This is a genomic window from Roseococcus sp. YIM B11640, assembly GCF_049727625.1.
Taxonomy (GTDB): Bacteria; Pseudomonadota; Alphaproteobacteria; order Acetobacterales; family Acetobacteraceae; genus Roseococcus.
This window is the reverse complement of sequence record NZ_JBBJOZ010000002.1, coordinates 93133-112001: the sequence shown is the minus strand read 5'-3', so window position 1 is coordinate 112001 and position 18869 is coordinate 93133. Positions and strand designations below refer to the sequence as shown.

Annotated in this window: 18 protein-coding genes; 2 read left to right on the top strand and 16 right to left on the bottom strand. The window is 69.0% G+C overall.

The features are described 5' to 3' along the window. Nucleotides 1-22: 22 nt before the first annotated feature. Nucleotides 23-1438, bottom strand: coding sequence for an amidase (locus WJM96_RS07960; RefSeq protein ID WP_424811936.1), 1416 nt, complete (start codon nt 1436-1438; stop codon nt 23-25). Beyond that, nucleotides 1435-1644 carry a hypothetical protein gene (locus WJM96_RS07955; protein ID WP_424811935.1) on the bottom strand — a complete coding sequence of 70 codons (210 nt, stop codon included), beginning with the start codon at nt 1642-1644 and terminating at the stop codon, nt 1435-1437. The genes WJM96_RS07960 and WJM96_RS07955 overlap by 4 nt, the downstream gene beginning before the upstream one ends. A 112-nt stretch (nt 1645-1756) precedes the next feature. On the opposite strand from WJM96_RS07955, the gene WJM96_RS07950 reads away from it, so the two are divergent. Together WJM96_RS07950 and WJM96_RS07945 are read left to right on the top strand one after the other, a co-directional pair. Further along, on the top strand, nt 1757-2884 hold the full coding sequence (locus tag WJM96_RS07950; RefSeq protein WP_424813081.1) for a mandelate racemase/muconate lactonizing enzyme family protein: 1128 nt from the start codon (nt 1757-1759) through the stop codon (nt 2882-2884). A 22-nt stretch (nt 2885-2906) separates the two neighbouring features. Beyond that, the gene (locus WJM96_RS07945) at nt 2907-3875 is read left to right on the top strand and encodes a Bug family tripartite tricarboxylate transporter substrate binding protein (RefSeq protein ID WP_424811934.1); all 969 of its coding nucleotides are present in this window, start codon (nt 2907-2909) and stop codon (nt 3873-3875) included. Here WJM96_RS07945 and WJM96_RS07940 read toward each other — a convergent pair. The 14 genes from WJM96_RS07940 to WJM96_RS07875 all read right to left on the bottom strand — a co-directional run bounded on the left by WJM96_RS07940 (nt 3872) and on the right by WJM96_RS07875 (nt 18822). Further along, nucleotides 3872-5224 carry an NAD(P)/FAD-dependent oxidoreductase gene (locus tag WJM96_RS07940; RefSeq protein ID WP_424811933.1) on the bottom strand — a complete coding sequence of 451 codons (1353 nt, stop codon included), beginning with the start codon at nt 5222-5224 and terminating at the stop codon, nt 3872-3874. The genes WJM96_RS07945 and WJM96_RS07940 overlap by 4 nt on opposite strands. Next, a complete protein-coding gene (locus WJM96_RS07935; protein WP_424811932.1) occupies nt 5221-5508 on the bottom strand; it encodes a (2Fe-2S)-binding protein in 288 nt (95 codons plus the stop codon). Before WJM96_RS07935 ends, WJM96_RS07940 begins: the two co-directional genes overlap by 4 nt. Then, complete coding sequence (locus WJM96_RS07930; protein ID WP_424811931.1) at nt 5509-6117, bottom strand: DUF882 domain-containing protein; 609 nt, start codon at nt 6115-6117, stop codon at nt 5509-5511. It abuts the gene before it with no gap. Further along, complete coding sequence (locus tag WJM96_RS07925; protein ID WP_424811930.1) at nt 6117-7610, bottom strand: L,D-transpeptidase family protein; 1494 nt, start codon at nt 7608-7610, stop codon at nt 6117-6119. Before WJM96_RS07925 ends, WJM96_RS07930 begins: the two co-directional genes overlap by 1 nt. 41 nt (nt 7611-7651) lie before the next feature. Beyond that, nucleotides 7652-8773: an NAD(P)/FAD-dependent oxidoreductase gene (locus WJM96_RS07920; RefSeq protein ID WP_424811929.1), complete on the bottom strand. Its 1122-nt coding sequence runs from the start codon at nt 8771-8773 to the stop codon at nt 7652-7654. A 129-nt stretch (nt 8774-8902) separates the two neighbouring features. Then, the gene (locus WJM96_RS07915; RefSeq protein WP_424811928.1) at nt 8903-9076 is read right to left on the bottom strand and encodes a hypothetical protein; all 174 of its coding nucleotides are present in this window, start codon (nt 9074-9076) and stop codon (nt 8903-8905) included. 298 nt (nt 9077-9374) lie between these two features. Continuing rightward, complete coding sequence (locus WJM96_RS07910) at nt 9375-10547, bottom strand: isovaleryl-CoA dehydrogenase (protein ID WP_424811927.1); 1173 nt, start codon at nt 10545-10547, stop codon at nt 9375-9377. Continuing rightward, nucleotides 10544-12094 carry an AMP-binding protein gene (locus WJM96_RS07905; RefSeq protein WP_424811926.1) on the bottom strand — a complete coding sequence of 517 codons (1551 nt, stop codon included), beginning with the start codon at nt 12092-12094 and terminating at the stop codon, nt 10544-10546. Before WJM96_RS07905 ends, WJM96_RS07910 begins: the two co-directional genes overlap by 4 nt. Further along, nucleotides 12085-12867: an ABC transporter ATP-binding protein gene (locus WJM96_RS07900; RefSeq protein ID WP_424813080.1), complete on the bottom strand. Its 783-nt coding sequence runs from the start codon at nt 12865-12867 to the stop codon at nt 12085-12087. The genes WJM96_RS07905 and WJM96_RS07900 overlap by 10 nt, the downstream gene beginning before the upstream one ends. Nucleotides 12868-12914: 47 nt before the next feature. After that, a complete protein-coding gene (locus WJM96_RS07895; protein WP_424811925.1) occupies nt 12915-14195 on the bottom strand; it encodes an ABC transporter substrate-binding protein in 1281 nt (426 codons plus the stop codon). Nucleotides 14196-14217: 22 nt separating this feature from the next. After that, entirely contained in the window at nt 14218-15279 is a 1062-nt protein-coding gene (locus WJM96_RS07890; protein ID WP_424811924.1) for a branched-chain amino acid ABC transporter permease, read from the bottom strand. Further along, the gene (locus tag WJM96_RS07885) at nt 15279-16172 is read right to left on the bottom strand and encodes a branched-chain amino acid ABC transporter permease (protein ID WP_424811923.1); all 894 of its coding nucleotides are present in this window, start codon (nt 16170-16172) and stop codon (nt 15279-15281) included. The genes WJM96_RS07890 and WJM96_RS07885 overlap by 1 nt, the downstream gene beginning before the upstream one ends. After that, nucleotides 16172-18055 carry an AMP-binding protein gene (locus WJM96_RS07880; protein ID WP_424811922.1) on the bottom strand — a complete coding sequence of 628 codons (1884 nt, stop codon included), beginning with the start codon at nt 18053-18055 and terminating at the stop codon, nt 16172-16174. The genes WJM96_RS07885 and WJM96_RS07880 overlap by 1 nt, the downstream gene beginning before the upstream one ends. Beyond that, complete coding sequence (locus WJM96_RS07875) at nt 18052-18822, bottom strand: ABC transporter ATP-binding protein (RefSeq protein ID WP_424811921.1); 771 nt, start codon at nt 18820-18822, stop codon at nt 18052-18054. The genes WJM96_RS07880 and WJM96_RS07875 overlap by 4 nt, the downstream gene beginning before the upstream one ends. Between the last annotated feature and the right edge of the window lie 47 nt (nt 18823-18869).

Below are 18869 nucleotides of genomic sequence, written 5' to 3'. Positions count from 1 at the left end.
CGAAGGGGGCCTTCCCCGCGATTCAGGGAAGCGGGTTGCGCCGGTGCCAGTCGGTCTCGCGCTGGTAGGCATCGGCCACCTTGAGGACACGGGCCTCCGCGAAGGGACGGCCCGCGATCTGCATGCCGATGGGCAGGCCCACATCGTCCAGCCCGATCGGCACGCTCACCGTCGGCAGGCCCAGGTAGTTGAAGGGCCGCGTGTTGGCGGAGAGATCCATGAAACGGTCCCAGTTCTCCGGGCTGGCCTCGATGCTCGTCTCCGCGCGCGTCGGCACGCGCACCTTGATGGTCGGCGTGATCACCACGTCGAAGCGGCCCAGCGCCTCATCGCAGAAGCGGCGCAGCAGCGGGCCGCGGCGCGAGAGCGCTTCCAGATAGGCCGTCCCTGGAATGGCGTTGCCGCCATAGATGCGGGCGGAGAGGTGAACCGCGTAGTCGTCCGGCCGCTCGCGCATCCATTGCTGGTGGATGGTGGCTCCTTCGACGCGCGAGACGACGGCCGTGTAGGTGTTGATGGCGAAGATGGATTCCGGCTGCACCTTCTCGACCGTCGCGCCGAGGCTCTTCAGCACCTCCATCGCCGTGTCGAAGGCCGCATAGACCGGCTCGGCGATGCCGTCGAAGAAGTGCGGCATCACGACCGCGACCCGAAGCCCCCGGATATCGCCGGTCAGCGCCGCCTCGTAGTCGGCCACCGGCTCCTTCGCGCTGGTCGGGTCCGCCGGGCAGGCGCCCGCGACCACGCCCATGAAGCGCGCCGCGTCGCGCGCCGTGCGCGTCAGCGGCCCGACATTGTCGGCCGAGAAGGAGAGCGGCATCACGCCCGTGCGCGGCACGCGGGTCTGTGTGGGCTTGATGCCCGTGACGCCGCACATGGTCGCCGGCAGGCGGATGGAGCCGCCCGTGTCCGAACCCAGGGCCGCCGTCACGATCCGCGCGCCCACGATGGCGCCCGAGCCCGAGGAGGAGCCGCCCGTGCAATGCGCCGCGTTCCAGGGGTTCATGCAGTCGCCGAAATGGCTGTTGTGGCCCGTCGGGTTCTGCGCGAACTCCGCCATGTTGAGCGTGCCGCAATCGATCGCGCCCGCCGCGTCGAGCCGCTTCAGCACCGTCGCCGTCAAATCGGGCACGAAGTCCCGCCGGATCTTGCTGCCGCAGGTGCTGACCTTGCCGGCGCGGTAGTACATGTCCTTGTGCATCATCGGCACGCCCGCGAGCGGGCCGAGCTTCGTCCCCCCTGCCCGGGCCTTGTCCGCCGCCAGCGCCGCCGTGCGCGCCTCGTCGCGGTCGAGGCGGATCACGGCGTTGACCTTCGCCTCGTGCTTCTCGATCCGGTGGAACACCGCCTCGACCAGTGCGGCGGCCGTGACGTCGCCGCGCGCGAAGGCGTCGGCGGCCTCGGTCATGGAAAGCTCGGAGAGGGCGTCGGGGCTCATGCCTGCTTCTCCTTGCAGGCCTGCAGCGCGGCCTCGAAGCCCGAGGGCTCGTCCTCGAACACGAGCCCGCCGCGCAGCTTCTCCAGCGCGGCGATCAGGCCGGCCATGTCCTTCAGCCCGTAGCGCGCGGCCTCATTGGGCACGGCGATACCCTGCCAGCGGCTGATGGCGTCGATGGTGGGGAGGACCAGTTTGGGTTCGCTCATGCACGAGGCTCCTGCTGCACTGCGATAGTGGCGCGGCATTTCCGTGCTTGCCAGCCCCTGCGTCATCAGCGAGCCTCCCGCGCAAATAGGGAGGAAACGGGTTTTGAAGATCGTGGATATCCGCGCCTATCCGACGAGCTTTCCGCTGCCGCCGGGCGGCCCGAAGCTCGGCATCGGCCAGGCGGTGAAGCGCGACGCGGTGATGGTGAAGGTCACCACCGAGGACGGCATCGTGGGCTGGGGCGAATCCCACCATGGCCGCGCGCATACCGCCGTCGCGCGCCTGCTGGAGACGACGCTGAAGGGCCTCGTCCTCGGCATGAGCGCAGCCGATGTCGTGGGCGTCTGGGCCAAGATCTACAAATACCAGCTCGCCTCGCACGGGATGGGCGCGGGCACGTCGCTCGCCATGAGCGGGCTCGACATGGCGCTGTGGGATATCCGCGCGAAGGCGGCCGGCTGGCCGCTCTACAAGCTGCTGGGCGGCGTCTCCAAGCCCATCCCGGCCTATGCCGGCGGCGTCGCGCTCGGCTACCAGCCGCCCGCGCAGCTGATCGAGGAAGCGACGCCGCACATGGCGGCCGGCTACAAGGCGCTGAAGCTGCGCGTGGGTGACAATCCGCGCGACGACATCGCCCGCATGGAGGCCGTCCGGAAGCATTTCGGCGACGAGATCGACATCCTGACCGACGCGAATATCGGCTACACGATCGAAGACGTGCGCCGCGTCATGCCCGCCATGGACGCGCTGAACATCGGCTGGCTCGAGGAGCCCTTCCCCGCCCATGACCACGAGGTCTATCGCCAGGCCGCCGGCTATGGCCGCACGCCGCTCGCGGCCGGCGAGAACCACTTCACGCGCTACGAGTTCAGCCGCGTGCTCCAGGACGGCATCATCCGCATCTGGCAGGGCGACCTTTCCAAGGCCGGCGGCATCACGGAGTGCATGCGCATCGCCGCCATGGGCAGCGCCTTCAAGATCCCGTTCCACCCGCACTCCTCGATGACGGGCATCAACCAGGCGGCGTCGATCCACCTGCTCTGCGCCATCGACAATGGCGGCTACTTCGAGGCCGACATCAGCAAGGCCAACAAGTTCCGCGACGAGCTGTGCAGCACGCCGTGGAAGATCGAGGCCGACGGCTGCGTGCGGCCGAACGAGGCGCCGGGCATCGGCGTGGAGGTCGACGAAGAATTCCTGAAGGCCCACCCCGCGATCGAGGGCCCCGGCTACGTGTGACCGCTGACCCAGGAGGATGGACATGACACGACGCCTGTTCGGGGCGGCCATCGCCGCCATCTTCGCCCTTCTTCCGCTGGCCGGGCGCGCACAGGATTTTCCGGCGCGCGACGTGCGCTTCCTCTGCGGTTTCGCGCCCGGCGGCACCTGCGACCTGCTGACGCGGCTCCTCGCCGACAAGCTCTCGCCCGTGCTGGGCCAGCGCGTGGTGGTGGAAAACCGCACGGGCGCAGGCGGCCTCATCGCTGCCGAGGCCGTCGCGCGCTCGGCCCCCGATGGGCACACCGTCTTCCTCGTCAGCATGGCCAACATGACGGTGATGCCGGTGATGCCGGGCACGCGCATGCCCATCGACGTGGATCGCGAGCTGATGCCGATCGCGCAGGTGGCGAATGTCTACAACATCCTCGTCACCGGCCCGCAGGCGCGCTTCCGCGACGTGCCCACGCTGATCGCGCTGGCGCGGGCGGAGCCGGGGCGGCTCAGCTACGCCTCCACCGGCAACGGCTCCTCGCAGCATCTCGCCGCCGCGCTGTTCGAGCGGATGGCGAATGTCAGCCTGCTGCACGTACCGTTCCGCGGCGGCGCGCCGGCGGTGGTGGAGATGGCTGCGGGGCGCGTCGACATGATGTTCGGCAACATGCCGGAATTCCTCGGCCAGATCCGCGACGGGGGGCTGAGGGCCGTGGCCTATGGCGCGCCGCGCCCGTCGCCGCTGCTGCCCCTGCCGCTGGTGAGCGAGGCGCTGCCGGGGTTCGAGATGTCCTCCTGGTTCGGCATCGCGGGCCCCGCGGGCCTGCCGCCGCGCGTTGTGGACCGGTGGATGGAGGCGCTCTACCGCGTGGGCGCCGATCCGGACTTCCAGCGCAAGATGACGGAGAACGCGATGGAGATCACGCTCACCGATCCCGACCAGTTCCGCACCACCATCAACCGCGACCGCACACGTTGGCAGGAGGTGATCCAGCGGGCGGGCATCCGCGCGGACTAAGCGAGGGACGCGATCTCGCCGACCGTGACCGGCTTGCTCGGGAAGCGCGTACGCAGCGGGGCCAGTGTGCCGGGGGCGACGCCGCGTGCCTCGGCCAGGATGCGATGCGCGAGCGGCCCGCAGACCCGCCCCTGGCAGGCGCCCATGCCCACGCGCAGGAAGGATTTCGCCTGGTTCGGCCCCTGCGCCCCCAGCAGCGCGGCCCCGCGCAGTTGGCCCGCCGTGATCTCCTCGCAGCGGCAGACCATCGTGCCGTCGGCGATGCGTGACGGCGCGAGCGGCGCATAGAGCGCATCGAGGAAGGCGCGCGGCGCCACCTCCGCCCGGCGCCGCATCTGGAGCGGCCCGGCCAGCGCATCCCGCTGCTCCACGGTCAGGCGCCCGGCGCGCCGAGCGGCTTCCAGCGCGGCGATGCGACCCGAGAGCGCCGAGGCGGCGGCGCCGATGATGCCGCCCGCATCGCCGGCGACCATCACGCCCTCCACGCTGGTCGCACCCCATTCGTCGAGGACGGGACGGAAGCTCGCCTGCGCGTCGTCCCATACATGCGCGCAACCCTGGATGGCGCGGGTCAGCTGGGTATTGGGCACTACGCCGTCATGGAGCAGCAGCAGGTCGGCCGCCGCCTCCTGGCCGTCGAAGCGGATGGCCTCCAGCCGCCCCTCGCCCAGCGCCGCCACTTCGCGGGCGCGATGCACGGGCACGCCCGCCGCCCGCACGGCCCGCATCCAGGAAAGTCCGCTCCACATCATGCCGGGCCGCATCAATGCGAATGGCAGGCGAAGCGCCGCCCGTCTCCAGGCCGTGCGGTCCGACAGGTCCAGGATACCCGCGAGCCGCCCACCCTTGGCCAGTACCTGCGCCGCGTAGAGCCATAACAGCGGCCCCTGCCCCGCGATCCAGGTCTCCCCTTCCGGAACCAGCCCCGAGGTCTTCAGCAGGATCTGCGCGGCGCCCACGCCCATCACGCCCGGCAGATCCCAGCCCGGGATCGGCAAGGCCCGCTCCAGCGCGCCGGGGCAGAGCAGGATGGTCTGCGCCTGCCCGCGCTGTGCGACACCGCTTTCGGACCAGGTCACGGTGCCGTCGCCCTCGATGGCCCAGAGCGTCGCGCCGAAGCGCATTTCCGCGCCGCTGGCCCTGGCGGCCTCGATCAGCGCCAGGCCATCACGGGCCTGCGCGGCACCCGGGGCCTGGGCCTCCGGCCGGTACGCCCCGCCCACGGCGCGGTGGACCTGCCCGCCGGGCGCAGCATTCTCATCCAGCAGCAGGACATCGAGGCCCTGCCGCCGGGCCTCGACGGCGGCACCGAGGCCGGCCGGGCCGGCGCCGAGAATGAGGAGGTTCACTCGCCCGCGATCCGCGCGCCGTCCTGGCTGCGCGCGCTGATGCCGGGCGTGACGCTGACCATGCAGGCCTGCTTGTTGGGCACGCCGTCGAGCTCCACGAGGCAGTCGAAGCACGCGCCCATCAGGCAGAAGGGGCCGCGGCCCGCGCCGGTCACGGCCGTCTGCCGGAAGCCCGCGACACCCGCCGCCAGGAGTGCGGCGGCCAATGGCTCGCCGGCCCGCGCCGGGATCTCCTGCTCATTCCATCGGATGGTGCAGTCGGTCGGCCCGGTCCGGCGAAACATCTACCAGCGCCGCGAAGGCCCGCAGTCGAGATGCACGAAGCCGTCGCGCCGGTAGAGGCCGACGCCGCCCGTCTGCATGTCCGCCGCGATGCGCGCGATGCCGAGCGAGTTGCGCCCCGGCAGGCGGCAATCGGCGGCCATGCCCGACATATGCAGCGAGGCACGGCTGACGCGGCGTGACTGGCGCGCGCGGGCCGCATTGGTCTCGGGCGCGCGATACCCGCTGATGACTTCCCAGGAATCATCGGAATCCAGGTGCCGCCGCACGGTGTTCAGCACATCGAACAGCCGCGGGTCCATCGGCGTCGCCTCGGACATGCCGGGGTCGCGCATCACCCAGTCCAGCCGCTGCAGCGCTTCGCGCTCATAGCGGCCGTCGCGCCAGTAGACGCCCTCGAAGGCCTCGTTGGTCTGCATGCGCTTGATGGAGATGGTCCGCGTGCCGGCATTGCCGAGGCGCTGGGCGATGGCTTCCGGCGTCAGCAGCGAGAAACCCACGGCACCGGCCAGCAGGCCGAGCGCACCGCGGCGCGATACCACGCCACCCTCGCAACCCAACCCCTCCGCACCCTCGCAGGCCGGGCAGGAATGTTCGAAGAGCCGGGCCATCAGAGGGCCGCCGCCATCGGAACGCCGGGCACGCGCGTGCGCGTCTCCATCGCCCGGGCATAGGCCTGGTCGAGGCCGTAGATGTCCTGGCGGACCCGCAGCTCGGAACCCTCGGCCGTCACGGTGCTGTAGAAGAGCCGCACCGGCAGTTGGCGCCGCAGCGTCACCACCGAGGTCGCGCGGCTGGCCAGCACGCGGTCCACCCGCTCGCGGTCCCACATGCCGTCGAGCATCAGGGTCAGGAAGTCCATGGGTTTCTCGAGCCGCACGCAGCCCGAGGACTGCGCCCGGTCCGCGCGGCGGAAATAGTGCCGGTCCGGTGTGTCGTGCATGTAGATATCGTCGCTGTTGGGCATGATGAACTTGAGGCGTCCTAGGGAGTTCGCGTCGCCCGCATCCTGGCGGATGTAGTACGGGAAACGGTCGGGGTTGATGGAACGCCAGTCGATGGTGGTCGGGTCGATCTCCATGAGCTCCCCCTCCACGCGCTGAAACACGCGGAAGCCGCGTTGGGACATGGCCGCCGGATCGCGCCGGAAACGCGGCAGCAGATCCTCCTTGGCGTTGCGCTGCGGTACGCCCCAGGGCGGGTTGAACTGCACCGACGTGACGCGCGTGGTGATCATCGGCGTCTGGCGCGCGGGCCGGCCCACGACCACCGCCATGTCCATGACCGTGCGGCCATCCTCGAGCACACGCAGGCGATAGTCTGGGATGTTGACCTCGATCCGCCGGTCGCGTCCCCGCTGTACGGCGGCGCGACGCATGTCCATCGCGACGCGGATCTGGTTCACGGTGGCCTCGGGCGGCCGGTTCAGCAGCGCCATGGTCGAGATGCCGATGCGGCCGTCGGGCTCCGTGCCGACCGCCGCTTGGAAGCGCTTCACCGCCGCCTGGAGGCTCTCGTCATAGACGGGCCCGCTGCCGGGGCTGGCGGCCAGGATGGCGTCCGTCGCCACCAGACGCTCGCGCAAAGCGGTGACGCGCGCCTCGTCCGTGACGCCGGGCTCCAGCGTGCGGCCCCCCACAGGGAAGCTCGGCCAGCCGGCGGCCGCACGCGCCCGCGCGGCGGCAAGGCCGGCCTTGAACACGGCGGCGTCGGGAATGGAATCGGAGGCACGGTCGATGACCAGAGCCGGCTCCGCGGCGTCGGCGATCTGCTGCAGCCACGCATTCAGCGCGGCCGGGTTGCTGTCGCGCTGAATGTCGATCCGGCCAGGCAGGGAAGCGACTCGCCCTTGCACCAGATCGGCCAGCGCGAGCCCCGCCGCGCGCGCGACGGCCGCCGGCTCGCGCAGGGTTTGCGGATTGAGCCCGTACCATTGCGGGTCGAGCCCATCTTCCTCCAGCCGCGCCAGGCGCTCCGCCAGGCGGCGCATCGCTTCGGGCTGCGCCACCATCGTGCGGCCGGCGGCGCCCGGTCCCTGGGCATACGCGGCACCCGGCGCCGCGGCGAGAGCCGCGAACCCGGTCAGAAATTGTCGACGGTCCATGTGGATAACTTACACCAAATCATTCCCCGCCAGCAAACCGCTCAGGCTGCCTGCAACGCCTTGAACCGCCGGGCGGAGAACAATTCGAGGGCGGAATCGAGGGTGCCGGCGGCCACCATCGGGGCGAAAACCTTGGCATGCGCAGCCGCTAGCGTGACGCCGGAATGGCAATTCGCCGTGAAGGCACCGGGATAGATTTCGCTTTCATCATAAACCGGCAAGCCGTCCGGAGCCATGACTCGCAGCGCAGACCAGGCACGGATGACGTTGAGCCGGTCGATCCAGGGGAAGCAGCGGACGGCCCGCTGGGCGATGGCGGACATCACCATGGGCGCCTGGGACAGGTCGAAGCCCGCCTCCTCATGGCTGTCGCCCAGCAGCAGCGTTCCCTCATTCGTCTGCCGGATGGTCGTCGTGGGCATGGGCAGCAGCTCGCGGGCACGCTCGGTCACCAGGATCTGCCCGCGCTGCGGGCGCACCGGGGCGCGAAGACCGAAATGCGGGGCCAGTTCCGCATTGCCCAGTCCGGCAGCCAGCACCGCGCGCGGCGCACGGAAATCGCCGGCCGAGGTCTCGATCCGGAAGTCGCGCGGGGCGGCCTGGACCGCGAGGGCGCGAGCCTCGCTCACATAACGCCCGCCCGACGCCACGAAGCTCGCATGCAGGGCATGCAGCAGGTTGAGAGGATTGGCGTGGCCGTCGTAACGGGTCCAGGAGGCACCGACCACGTCGCGGCCAATGCCGGGCAGCATGTCGCTTAATTCCCGCCGGTCGAGCATCCGATACTCGTAGCCGTAATTGCCTGCCTCGGCCTTCATGCGCTCCATGCGGCTGGCCCGGTCCTCGAGCTCAGCCTCGCTGAGGCAGAGGTGAACCCCGCCTGGCTGGCGGTGTCCGCAATCCAGGCCGGTCAGGCCTTGCAGCTCGGCCGCGAAGCCGGACCATTCCTCGGCGGATCGCCGGGTCCATCGCTGATAGTGCGGCGCGCCCAGGCCCTTGGACTGCACCCAGACGAGACCGAAATTTCCACGTGATGCACGAAAGGCCACGTCGCCTTCGTCGAGCAGGATCGTCGCGAGGCCGGCACGCTGCAGCCCCCAGGCGATGGCCGAGCCCACCAGGCCGCCACCCACCACGATCGCATCGGCGCTGCGAGCTGGCATGGCCCCTCCCCGTCGAGGCGCGAATGGAGCACCGCCGCGGCCGGCGGTGCAAGGGGAATGCGGCGCGAAGGCGCGCTATTCAACTGTTAGGTGAGGGCTTCCACTCTTAAGTGAAATGGCTCGCCGGGGTCAGCTGATGATCCAGCCGAGGACCAGGATGCCGCAGATCAGGAAGATCACGGCACGCAGGACGGCCCAGAACTCACCCTTCGCAGAGCCTTCCTCGGCCTTCGCGATACGGATCACATTCGCCTGATGGGCCGGAACGGCCGCTGCCGCCGGGCCTTCGGTTTCCTCAGCCATTGGTTCACGCCCCATTGATGACTTCGGTCCAGACGTCAGCTTTGAGCTTCAATAGGACCGCGTGCAAGGGGAATCAGACCGACCCGAAACGATCCGGTCAAGGCATCGACTAAAAAAATTAGCAGAAAAATACAAAAAATCAGTCGATATCATCAGGTTCACAAGTTCTGCGAGTAGAACCGGGAAAGCATACTTCTCCTTGGTTGAGTAAGCCTTCCCGCACGGCCAGTCCCGTGCATTCCCGAGCGAATGCCCAGCCTGGTTTGCAAAGGATTCGCGACGGCCAGACGGCCGATCGTCACGCGGTTTCGCGAAACAGCTCCCGGCCGATGAGCAGGCGGCGGATCTCGCTGGTGCCGGCGCCGATTTCGTAGAGCTTCGCGTCGCGCAGCAGGCGGCCGGTCGGGTTGTCGTTGATGTAGCCATTGCCGCCGAGGATCTGGATCGCGTCCAGGCTTGCCTTCGTCGCGGCCTCGGCGGCGAAGAGGATGGCGCCGGCAGCGTCCTTGCGCGTCGTCTTTCCGGCATCGCAGGCCCGTGCCACGGCATAGACATAGGCCCGCGCCGCGTTGAGCTGCGTGTACATGTCAGCAACCTTGCCCTGGATGAACTGGAATTCGCCGATCGCCTGGCCGAACTGCTTGCGCTCGTGGATATAGGGCACGACGACATCCAGGCAGGCCTGCAGGATGCCGATGGGCCCCGCCGCCAGCACCGCGCGCTCGTAGTCCAGGCCCGACATCAGCACGCGCACGCCGCCATTGACCGCGCCCAGCACGTTCTCCTCCGGCACCTCGCAATCCTCGAAGACGAGTTCCGAGGTGGGCGAGCCGCGCATGCCGAGCTTGTCGAGCTTCTGCGCGGGGGTGAATCCCTTCATCCCCTTCTCGACGATGAAGGCCGTGATGCCCTTGGGCCCGGCGGTCGGGTCGGTCTTGGCGTAGACGATCAGCGTCTCGGCGTAATGCGCGTTGGTGATCCAGAGCTTGGTGCCGTTCAGCACGTAGCGGTCGCCACGCTTCTCGGCGCGCAGCTTCATGCTGACCACGTCGCTGCCCGCCCCGGGCTCGCTCATCGCGAGCGCGCCCAGATGCTCGCCGCTGATGAGCTTCGGCAGGTACTTCGCCTTCTGGGCGGCGTTGCCGTTCCGGGTGAGCTGGTTGACGCAGAGGTTGGAATGCGCGCCGTAGCTCAGCCCCACGCTGGCCGAGGCGCGGCTCACCTCCTCCATGGCGACGCAATGGGCGAGGTAGCCCATGCGCGCGCCGCCATACTCCTCCTCCGCCGTGATGCCGTGCAAGCCGAGCGCGCCGAGCTCCGGCCAGAGATGGCGCGGGAATTCGTCGGTGCGGTCGATTTCCGCGGCAATGGGCGCGATGCGGTCGGCGGAGAAGCGCTGCGTCGCGTCGCGCAGCGCGTCGATCTCCTCGCCGAGGCCGAAATCGAGCGAGGGGGGCGAGTTCGGGATCATGGGAGACGGCTCCAGTCCTGGCGCAGCACTCGGCGCATGATCTTGCCGGTGGCGGTCTGCGGCAATTCTGCCACGAAGCGGATGTGGCGGGGATAGAGATGCGCCGCGAGGCGGGAGCGCACGTGCTCCTGCAGGCGGCGCGCGAGGTCCTCGGACGGCTGCTCGCCCGCGCGCAGCACGATGGCGGCGGCGACGGCCTCGGTGCGCAGAGGGTCCGGAATGCCGACCACCGCGGCCGCGGCGACGGCGGGATGGCGGATGAGGCAGTCCTCCACCTCGGCGGGGCCGATGCGATAGCCGGCGGAGGTGATGACGTCATCCGCCCGGCCGACGAAGCGGATGAAGCCGCCGGCGTCCATCTCGCCGGCATCGCCGGTCATGAGCCAGCCGTCGCGGTATTTCTCCGCCGTGGCCTCGGGGCGGTTCCAGTAGCGCAGGAACATCACCGGGTCGGGCGCCTTCACCGCGATCTCGCCATCGATGACCGCGACCTCATGGCCCGGCACGGCGCGGCCGATCCAGCCTGGCTTCGGCGGGAAGAGCGCGCCGCAGGACGACACGGTGAGGTTGCATTCCGTCTGGCCGTAGAACTCGTTGATGGTGACGCCGAAGGCCTCGCGCCCCCATTCCAGCATCTCGCTCCCCAGTGTCTCGCCGCCGGAGCCGATGGAGCGCGGGCGGGCACCGAACGATGCGGCATCCGGCACCTGCCGCATCAGGCGCAGGGCGGTGGGCGGCAGGAACAAGTTGCGCAGGCGGTGTTCGGCGATGAGACGGAAGGCGCGCTCGGGGTCGAACTTCTCCATCCGCAGCGCCATCACCGGCACGCCGTGGAACAGCGAGGGCAGCAGCACGTCCAGCAGCCCGCCGATCCAGGCCCAGTCGGCCGGCGTCCAGAAGGCGTCGCCGGCCTGGGGAAAGAGATCCTGAGGCATCTCCACGCCCGGCAGATGGCCGAGCAGCACACGATGGGCGTGGAGCGCGCCCTTCGGCGCGCCCGTCGTGCCGCTGGTGTAGATGATGAGCGCGGGGGCGTCGGCGGCGGTGTCGGCGCATTCGTGCCGGTCGCTGGCCCGGCCCATGGCCTCGTGGAAATCCACCGCACCCGCCGCGCGCCCTTCGGTAAGGATGACCAACGGCCCTTGCGGCAGCTTGGGCAGCCCCGCTGCATCGGTGATCACCGCGCGCGCGTCGCAATCGGCCAGCCGATAGGCGACCGCATCCGCCCCGAACAGCGCGAAAAGCGGCACGGCGATCGCGCCCATCCGGTAGATGGCGAGATGCGCGACCGCGACCTCCCACCCCTGCGGCAGCAGGATCGCGACCCGGTCGCCCGGCCGGAGGCCCTGGGCAAGGAGGGCGTTGGCCAACCGCGCGCTGCGTTCGCGCAGGTCATCGAAGGTGAGGCCCCTGCCCGCCTCGCTCAGCAGCGCCGGGCGGCCGCTGCCGTCCGCCCAGCGGTCGCAGCAGGCATGGGCGATGTTGAAGCGACCCGGGATGTTCCACCGGAAGTCCCGGCGCCATTCCTCGTAGGAAGTCACAGCCACCTTTTGCGCCGCTTGTAGCTCTTGATGTTGCGGAAGCTCTTCCGCTCGGCACCATGGCCGCCGAGGTAGAATTCCTTCACGTCCTCATTGTCCATCAGGGCGCTGGCCGCGCCGTCCAGCACGACCTTCCCCTGCTCCATCACATAGCCGTAGCTCGCGACCGAGAGCGCCATGCGGGCATTCTGCTCGACCAGCAGGATGGTGATGCCGAGTTCCCGGTTCAGGCGCTGGATGATGCCGAAGACCTCCTTCACCAGCAGCGGCGAGAGGCCCATCGATGGCTCGTCCATCAGGATCAGCTTGGGCCGCGCCATCAGCGCGCGGCCGATGGCCAGCATCTGCTGCTCGCCGCCCGAAAGGTAGCCGGCGAGGCCCGTCCGCTCCTTCAGGCGGGGGAAGTAGTCGAAGACCATTTCGATATCGCGCTTCACTTCGCCATCCGAGCGCGTGAAGGCGCCGAGGCGCAGGTTCTCCAGCGAGGTCATGTCGGCGACGATCCGCCGCCCCTCCATCACCTGGAAGATGCCGCGCCGGACGATGAGGTGCGGGTCGATCCCGTCGATGCGCTCGCCGCCGAAGCGGATCTCGCCGCGCGTGACCTCGCCTTCCTCCGTCTTGAGCAGGCCGGAGATGGCCTTGAGCGTCGTGGACTTGCCCGCGCCATTGGCGCCGAGGAGGGCCACGATCTCCCCCTTCGGCACCTCCAGCGAAAGCCCGCGCAGGACGAGGATGACGTCGTTGTAGACGACCTCGATGTTGTTCACCTGCAGCAGCAGCTCTCGCGCTGCCGCGGGCGCTCCCGGCGCGGGCAGAACCTCACTCACCAGCCGAGCCAGTCGCGGCGGCGGTCGAGGTTGACGGTGGTCACATGCTCCAGCCGCATCGTGCCGGCGCGCATGAGCTCGTCGACGCTGCCCTGCGTGGTGTCGCCGCGCACGACCGCCCGGTAGAGACCGACGGCCAGCGTGCCGCGATGGTCCTCGGCGGTGAAGTTGGAGGGCGCGCAGACGCCTTCGAAGCCCGCGGGCACCCAGTTCTGCCGCGCGTAGAAGCCGTCGCGGATGCTGACGCCGGTCACCTGCCCGCCATTGGCGGCGGCGCTCTCCATCGCCTCCACCATCAGCATGGCGGCGCAGACCCCGGCGACGTAGTGCACGGGCCGGTAGGCGTTGCCGGCCTGGTCGCTGATGCGCGAGATGGCGCGCACCTGCGCCATGCCCGGGGCATCCGCGCCCCAGACGGCCGCGGTGCGGACCGGGAAGACCACGCCGTTGGCCGCGGTCCCTGCCGCCTTCATCGCGTTCTCATCCATCCCCCAGACATTGCCAAGGAACTGCACCTGCACGCCCACCGTCTGGCAGGCCCGCAGCACCGAGATGTTGGAGCCCGCCGTATTGCCCAGATAGGCGTAGTTGGCGCCCTGGTTCTTCAGCGTCAGGCACTGCGCGGTGTAGTCGCCGGGCGTGAGCGCGAACTGGATCGCGGGCAGCACCTCGAAGCCGAGCTCGGCCGCCAGCGCCTCGCCCGCCGCCTTGGGCGAGTTCGGATAGGGGTGGTTGGCGCCCATATGCACGTAGCGCGGCCGGCCCTGCTGGCCCCTCGCCTGCCAGTCGTCTCGCGCCCAGATGAGCATGGCGCGCAGCGCGTCCGAATAGGACGGGCCGTAGAAGAAGTTGAAGGGCGCCGCCTTCTCCGCACGCGGCGCGCGGCCCGTGGGGTCTGTCAGCGCGGCCGAGTAGGAGCCGGAGATGTAGGGCACCCGGTCGCGTGTCACGAAGGTCGTCAGCGCCTCGGTATCCGCCGTGCCCCAGCCCTGGATCGCGACCGGCCGCTCGCGGCCCATCCAGCTCTGATACTGGGCGATGGCGCGCTGGGCCTGGTAGCCGTAGTCCATCGTCATGACGTTCATGGTGCGCCCGCCGATCCGGCGATTGGCGTTCACCCAGGCCAGCGCATCCTGCACGCCGCGCCCATAGGGCACGCCGACATCGGAGGTCGCGCCGCTGTAATCGGCAATATGGCCAATGGGATAGGGCGCCTGGGCCATGGCAGGGGCTGCCATCGCCAGGGAAAGCGCGCCCGCGAGGATCGTCTTCTTCATCGTTGCCTCCACTGTTTTTTGCTTAATGGGAGTAAGGATACAGCTTCCAGTAGGCCTTGATGAGCCGCCATCTGCGGGCGAGCCCATCCGGCTCGAAGATCAGGAACAGGATGATGGCGGCACCGATCGCCATCTCACGCAGGAAGTTGATCGAGGCGCCCAGCGAGAGCGCGCGGTCGATCGCCCCGCCCTCCAGCGCCTGGGCCGCGCTCTGCACCAATTCCGGCATCAGCACCATGAAGGCCGCGCCCATCAGGCTGCCCATGACCGAGCCCAGCCCGCCGATGATCACCATCGCCAGGAACTGGATGGAGAAGAGGATGTTGAACGCCTCCACGCTCACGAACAGCAGGTAGTGGGCGTAGAGGGCGCCACCCAGCCCCGCGAAGAAGCTCGCGATGCCGAAGGAGAGCGTGCGGTAGTAGGCGAGGTTGATGCCCATGATCTCGGCGCTGAGATAATGGTCGCGCACCGCGATCAGGGCCCGGCCGTCGCGCGTCCGCATCAGGTTGGCGGCCGCCACGAAGGCCACCACCACCCAGAAGAGCACGACGTAGAAATACGTCTCCTCGCGGTCGAAGCGCAGGCCGAAGAGGGTGAAGGGCTCCGTGATGCGCCCCGCCACGCCGCCCGAGAACCACTGCGCGCGGGCGAAGAAATCCTCCAGGATGAACTGCGCGGCCAGCGTCGCGATGGCGAGGTACAAGCCCTTCAGCCGCGCCGCGGGGAGGCCGAAGACCAGCCCCACCAGGGCCGTCGCCACGCCTGCAAGCGGAATGGCCAGCGGCACCGGCACCCCGTGCTCCACCAGCCCCGCCGAGGCGAAGGCGCCGAAGCCGAAGAAAGCCGCGTGACCGATGCTGATCTGCCCCGTGAAGCCCACCAGGATATTGAGGCCCAGCGCCGCGATCCCCATGAACCCGATCTGGATCATGAGCGAGAGCTCGTACCGGCCGAGCACCAGCGGCGCGGCCATGGCCAGCACCAGGCCGGCCAGAAGCGCCAACCGCGAGTTGCGCGTCGGGAAGATCGTCATGTCCGCCGCGTAGCTGGTGCGGAAATCCCCGCAGGGCGTCATGCTCATCAGAGGCGCTCGATGTTCTTGGTACCGAACAGCCCGTAGGGCTTGATCAGCAGGATCAGCACCAGCGCGTAGAAGGGCGCGATGTTGATCATGTTCCCCCAGTTCAGCCATTGCGCGTCGAGGTACTGGGCCAGGTTCTCCAGCAGGCCCACGATCAGCCCGCCCAGCATGGCCCCCACGATGGAATCCAGCCCGCCCAGGATCACCGCCGGGAACACCTTGATCCCGTAGAAGCTGAGGCCGGAGCTGACGCCCGAAACCACACCCACCACCACCCCCGCGACGGCCGAGACCACCGCCGAGATCGCCCAGGACATGGCGAAGACCCGAGGCACGGAGACGCCCAGCGACTGCGCCACCTGCTGGTCGAAGGCGGTGGCCCGCATGGCCAGCCCATGCTTGCTGAAGGTGAAGAACCACCAGAAGCCCAGCATGATCACGCCCGAGAGTGCGAGCGACAGGAGGTAGACGCTCTGCATCTCCAGCCCGAAGAGGGAGACGCGCTCGGCTGGGAAGATCGGCGGGAAGGGCTGCGCGAAGACGCCGAACATCCACTTCATCAACGCCTGAAAGAAGATGGAGAGACCGACCGTGGCCATGATGACGCTGATCACCGGCTCGCCTATCAGGGGCCTCAACACCACGATCTGCACCACGATGCCGAAGATCGTCATGAAGGCGAGGCAGACGGGAAAGGCGATCCAGAAGGGCAGCGCCCATTGGGTCAGCAGCCACCAGCAGGCCCAGGCGCCGACCAGCATGAACTCGCCCTGCGCGAAGTTGACCACCTGGCTGGCCTTGTAGATCAGCACGAAGCTCATCGCGACGACGCCGTAGAGCGCGCCCACGATCAGCCCGTTCAGCACGAGCTGGAGGAGAAGGCTGCCCTGCATCACGCCACCGCCTTCTCGGCCGGGGCACCGGCGCGGCGCACATGCAGCGTGGTGCGGATGCGGCTCTTGGAGCCGTCCTGGAAGGTGATGGTCGTATCCACCGGGATCTCCGCCTGGCCGGCATAGACGGCTTCGATGATGTCGCCGTACTTCTCGTTGATCACGCCGCGCCTGACCTTGCGCGTGCGCGTCAGCTCCTCGTCGTCCGCGTCCAGCTCCTTGTAGAGCAGCAGGAAGTCGCGGATGCGCTGGGCGGCGGGCAGCGTGGCGTTCACGCGCTCCACCTCCGCCGCGATCAGCTCCATCACCTGCGGCCGGGCCGCGAGGTCGGTGTAGGTGGTGAAGGCGATGCGTTGCCGCTCGGCCCATTTGCTGACGATGGGGAAGCGGATGCAGATCATGGCCGCGAGATGCGGGCGCCGGTCGCCCAGCACCACGGCCTCGGCGATATAGGGGCTGAACTTCAGCTTGTTCTCGATGTATTGCGGGCTGAAGCGCGTGCCGGCGGATGTGCTGGCGATGTCCTTGATGCGGTCGATGATGACGAGGCGCCCTGCCGCATCCATGAAACCCGCATCGCCGGTGTGCAGCCAGCCCTCGCGCATGTCCGCCGTCTCGGTCGTGCCGAAATAGCCGTGGAACATGTTCGGGTGGCGGGTCACGACCTCGCCCACGCCATTCGCGTCCGGATCGTCGATGCGCAGGTCGATCTCGGGCCCGAACGGAATGCCGACGCTCTCGAAATCCGAGCGGCCCGGCGCCTGCAGCGTATAGGCACCCAGCAGCTCCGTCTGGCCGTAGAGCTGGCGCAGCGGCACGCCGAGCGCGAGGAAGAAGCGGAAGGTGTCCGGCCCCAGCGCCGCGCCGCCCGTGGCGGCCGAGCGCAGGTTGGAGAAGCCGAGCCGGTCCCGCAGCGCGCGGAAGAGGATCTGGTCCGCGGCGGCGCTTCGCCCGCCCTTGTCCAGCGCGGCGAGCCCCAGCTTCATGCCGGCATCGTAGAGCCGCCGCTTGAGCGGGCTGGAATCCAGGACGCGCGCGCGGACCTCGGCGGCGATAGCCTCCCAGGTGCGGGGGGCGAAGAGGACGAAGGTAGGGCCGATCTCCCGGAAATCGGCCATCATCGTCTCCGGCTCCTCGACGAAATTGACCTTCATGCGCGCGATGAGGTTCCAGCCCACCGCGTAGATCTGCTCCATGATCCAGGGCAGCGGCAGCACGCTGACATATTCGTCGCGCGGCCCCTTGGGGTCGGCGCGCAGGTAGGATTCGCAATGGCGGATCAGCCGCCCGGCGCTGAGCTGGGCGAGCTTCGGCTTCGCCGTGGTGCCGGAGGTGGTGCAGAGAATGGCCACCGCCTCGCCATCCGTCGCCGCGACCATGGCGTCGTAGTCCGCCGCGGGCCGCTTCGCGCCCAGCGCCAGCAGATCATCGGCGCTGATGAGCCGCGGATCCGCGAGCTTGCGCATCCCTCGCGGATCGCTGAAGACGATGTGGCGCAGGCCGGGCAGCCGGTCTCCGATGTTGAGCAGCTTGTCGACCTGCTCCTCATCCTCGGCGAAGACGACCGAGGCGCCGCTGAAGCCCAGGAGATAGGCGACCTCCTCCTCCAGCGCGTCGCGATAGACGCCGAGGCTGCGGCAGCCCAGCGCATGGGCCGCGACCTCGCCCATCACCCAGTCCGGCCGGTTGTCGCCGATGAGGCCGATCACCTCGCCGGCCTGCACGCCGAGCTCGGCCAGGCCGAGCGCGAAGCCGCGCGTGCGGTCCTGGTATTGCGCCCAGGTGATCTCCCGCCAGATCCCGAAATCCTTCTCCCGCAGCGCGATCTCATGCGGGAATTCACCGGCGTTGCGCGCCAGCAGCTTCGGCAGGGTATCCGTCATGCGGCGAGGACTTCCTCCCCGGCCTCGCCGAGATAGGCGCGCTTCACATGCGGGTCGGCCAGCACCTCCTCGGCCGTGCCCAGGGCGATGCGCTTGCCGAAATCGAGGACCATCACGCGGTGGCTGATATCCATCACCACGCCCATGTCGTGCTCGATCATCAGCACGGTCATGCCCCATTCCTGGTTCAGGTCCATGATGAAGCGGGCCATGTCCTCCTTTTCCTCGAGGTTCATGCCCGCCATGGGCTCATCCAGCAGAATCAGCCGGGGCTTGAGCGCGATGGCCCGCGCCAGCTCGACGCGCTTGCGCAGGCCATAGGGCAGCGTGCCGGCCGGCGCCTTGCGGACGTGCTGGATCTCCAGGAAATCGATGATCTCCTCGACCTCGCGGCGATGCGCCAGCTCCTCGCGCTGCGCGCCGCCGAGCCAATAGGCCATGCCGCGCAGAAAGCCGCTCTTCAGCAGGTGGTGGCGGCCGACCATGATGTTGTCGAGCACGCTCATGTGCCCGAACAGCGCCAGGTTCTGGAAGGTTCGGCCGATGCCCAGCGGCGCCCGGCGCGCGGAAGGCAGCCGCGTGATGTCCTGCCCCTGGAAGAGGATGCGCCCCTCGGTCGGGCGGTAGCGGCCGGAGATGCAGTTGACCATGGAGGTCTTGCCCGCGCCGTTCGGGCCGATGATGGAAAAGACCTCTCCCTGCCGGATGTCGAAATTCACATCCGACAGGGCGCGGATGCCACCGAAACGAAGGGAAACCCCCTCCACGGCCAGAATCGAATCACCCGCGCCCAAAGGCACCACCCGCTCCCCCT

Bases quoted from the DNA above. Each gene is read 5' to 3' on its own strand.
- WJM96_RS07960 (WP_424811936.1), bottom strand. From the start codon at position 1,438: ATGAGCCCCGACGCCCTCTCCGAGCTTTCCATGACCGAGGCCGCCGAC.
- WJM96_RS07955 (WP_424811935.1), bottom strand. From the start codon at position 1,644: ATGAGCGAACCCAAACTGGTCCTCCCCACCATCGACGCCATCAGCCGC.
- WJM96_RS07945 (WP_424811934.1), top strand. From the start codon at position 2,907: ATGACACGACGCCTGTTCGGGGCGGCCATCGCCGCCATCTTCGCCCTT.
- WJM96_RS07935 (WP_424811932.1), bottom strand. From the start codon at position 5,508: ATGTTTCGCCGGACCGGGCCGACCGACTGCACCATCCGATGGAATGAG.
- WJM96_RS07930 (WP_424811931.1), bottom strand. From the start codon at position 6,117: ATGGCCCGGCTCTTCGAACATTCCTGCCCGGCCTGCGAGGGTGCGGAG.
- WJM96_RS07925 (WP_424811930.1), bottom strand. From the start codon at position 7,610: ATGGACCGTCGACAATTTCTGACCGGGTTCGCGGCTCTCGCCGCGGCG.
- WJM96_RS07920 (WP_424811929.1), bottom strand. From the start codon at position 8,773: ATGCCAGCTCGCAGCGCCGATGCGATCGTGGTGGGTGGCGGCCTGGTG.
- WJM96_RS07915 (WP_424811928.1), bottom strand. From the start codon at position 9,076: ATGGCTGAGGAAACCGAAGGCCCGGCGGCAGCGGCCGTTCCGGCCCAT.
- WJM96_RS07910 (WP_424811927.1), bottom strand. From the start codon at position 10,547: ATGATCCCGAACTCGCCCCCCTCGCTCGATTTCGGCCTCGGCGAGGAG.
- WJM96_RS07895 (WP_424811925.1), bottom strand. From the start codon at position 14,195: ATGAAGAAGACGATCCTCGCGGGCGCGCTTTCCCTGGCGATGGCAGCC.
- WJM96_RS07890 (WP_424811924.1), bottom strand. From the start codon at position 15,279: ATGAGCATGACGCCCTGCGGGGATTTCCGCACCAGCTACGCGGCGGAC.
- WJM96_RS07885 (WP_424811923.1), bottom strand. From the start codon at position 16,172: ATGCAGGGCAGCCTTCTCCTCCAGCTCGTGCTGAACGGGCTGATCGTG.
- WJM96_RS07880 (WP_424811922.1), bottom strand. From the start codon at position 18,055: ATGACGGATACCCTGCCGAAGCTGCTGGCGCGCAACGCCGGTGAATTC.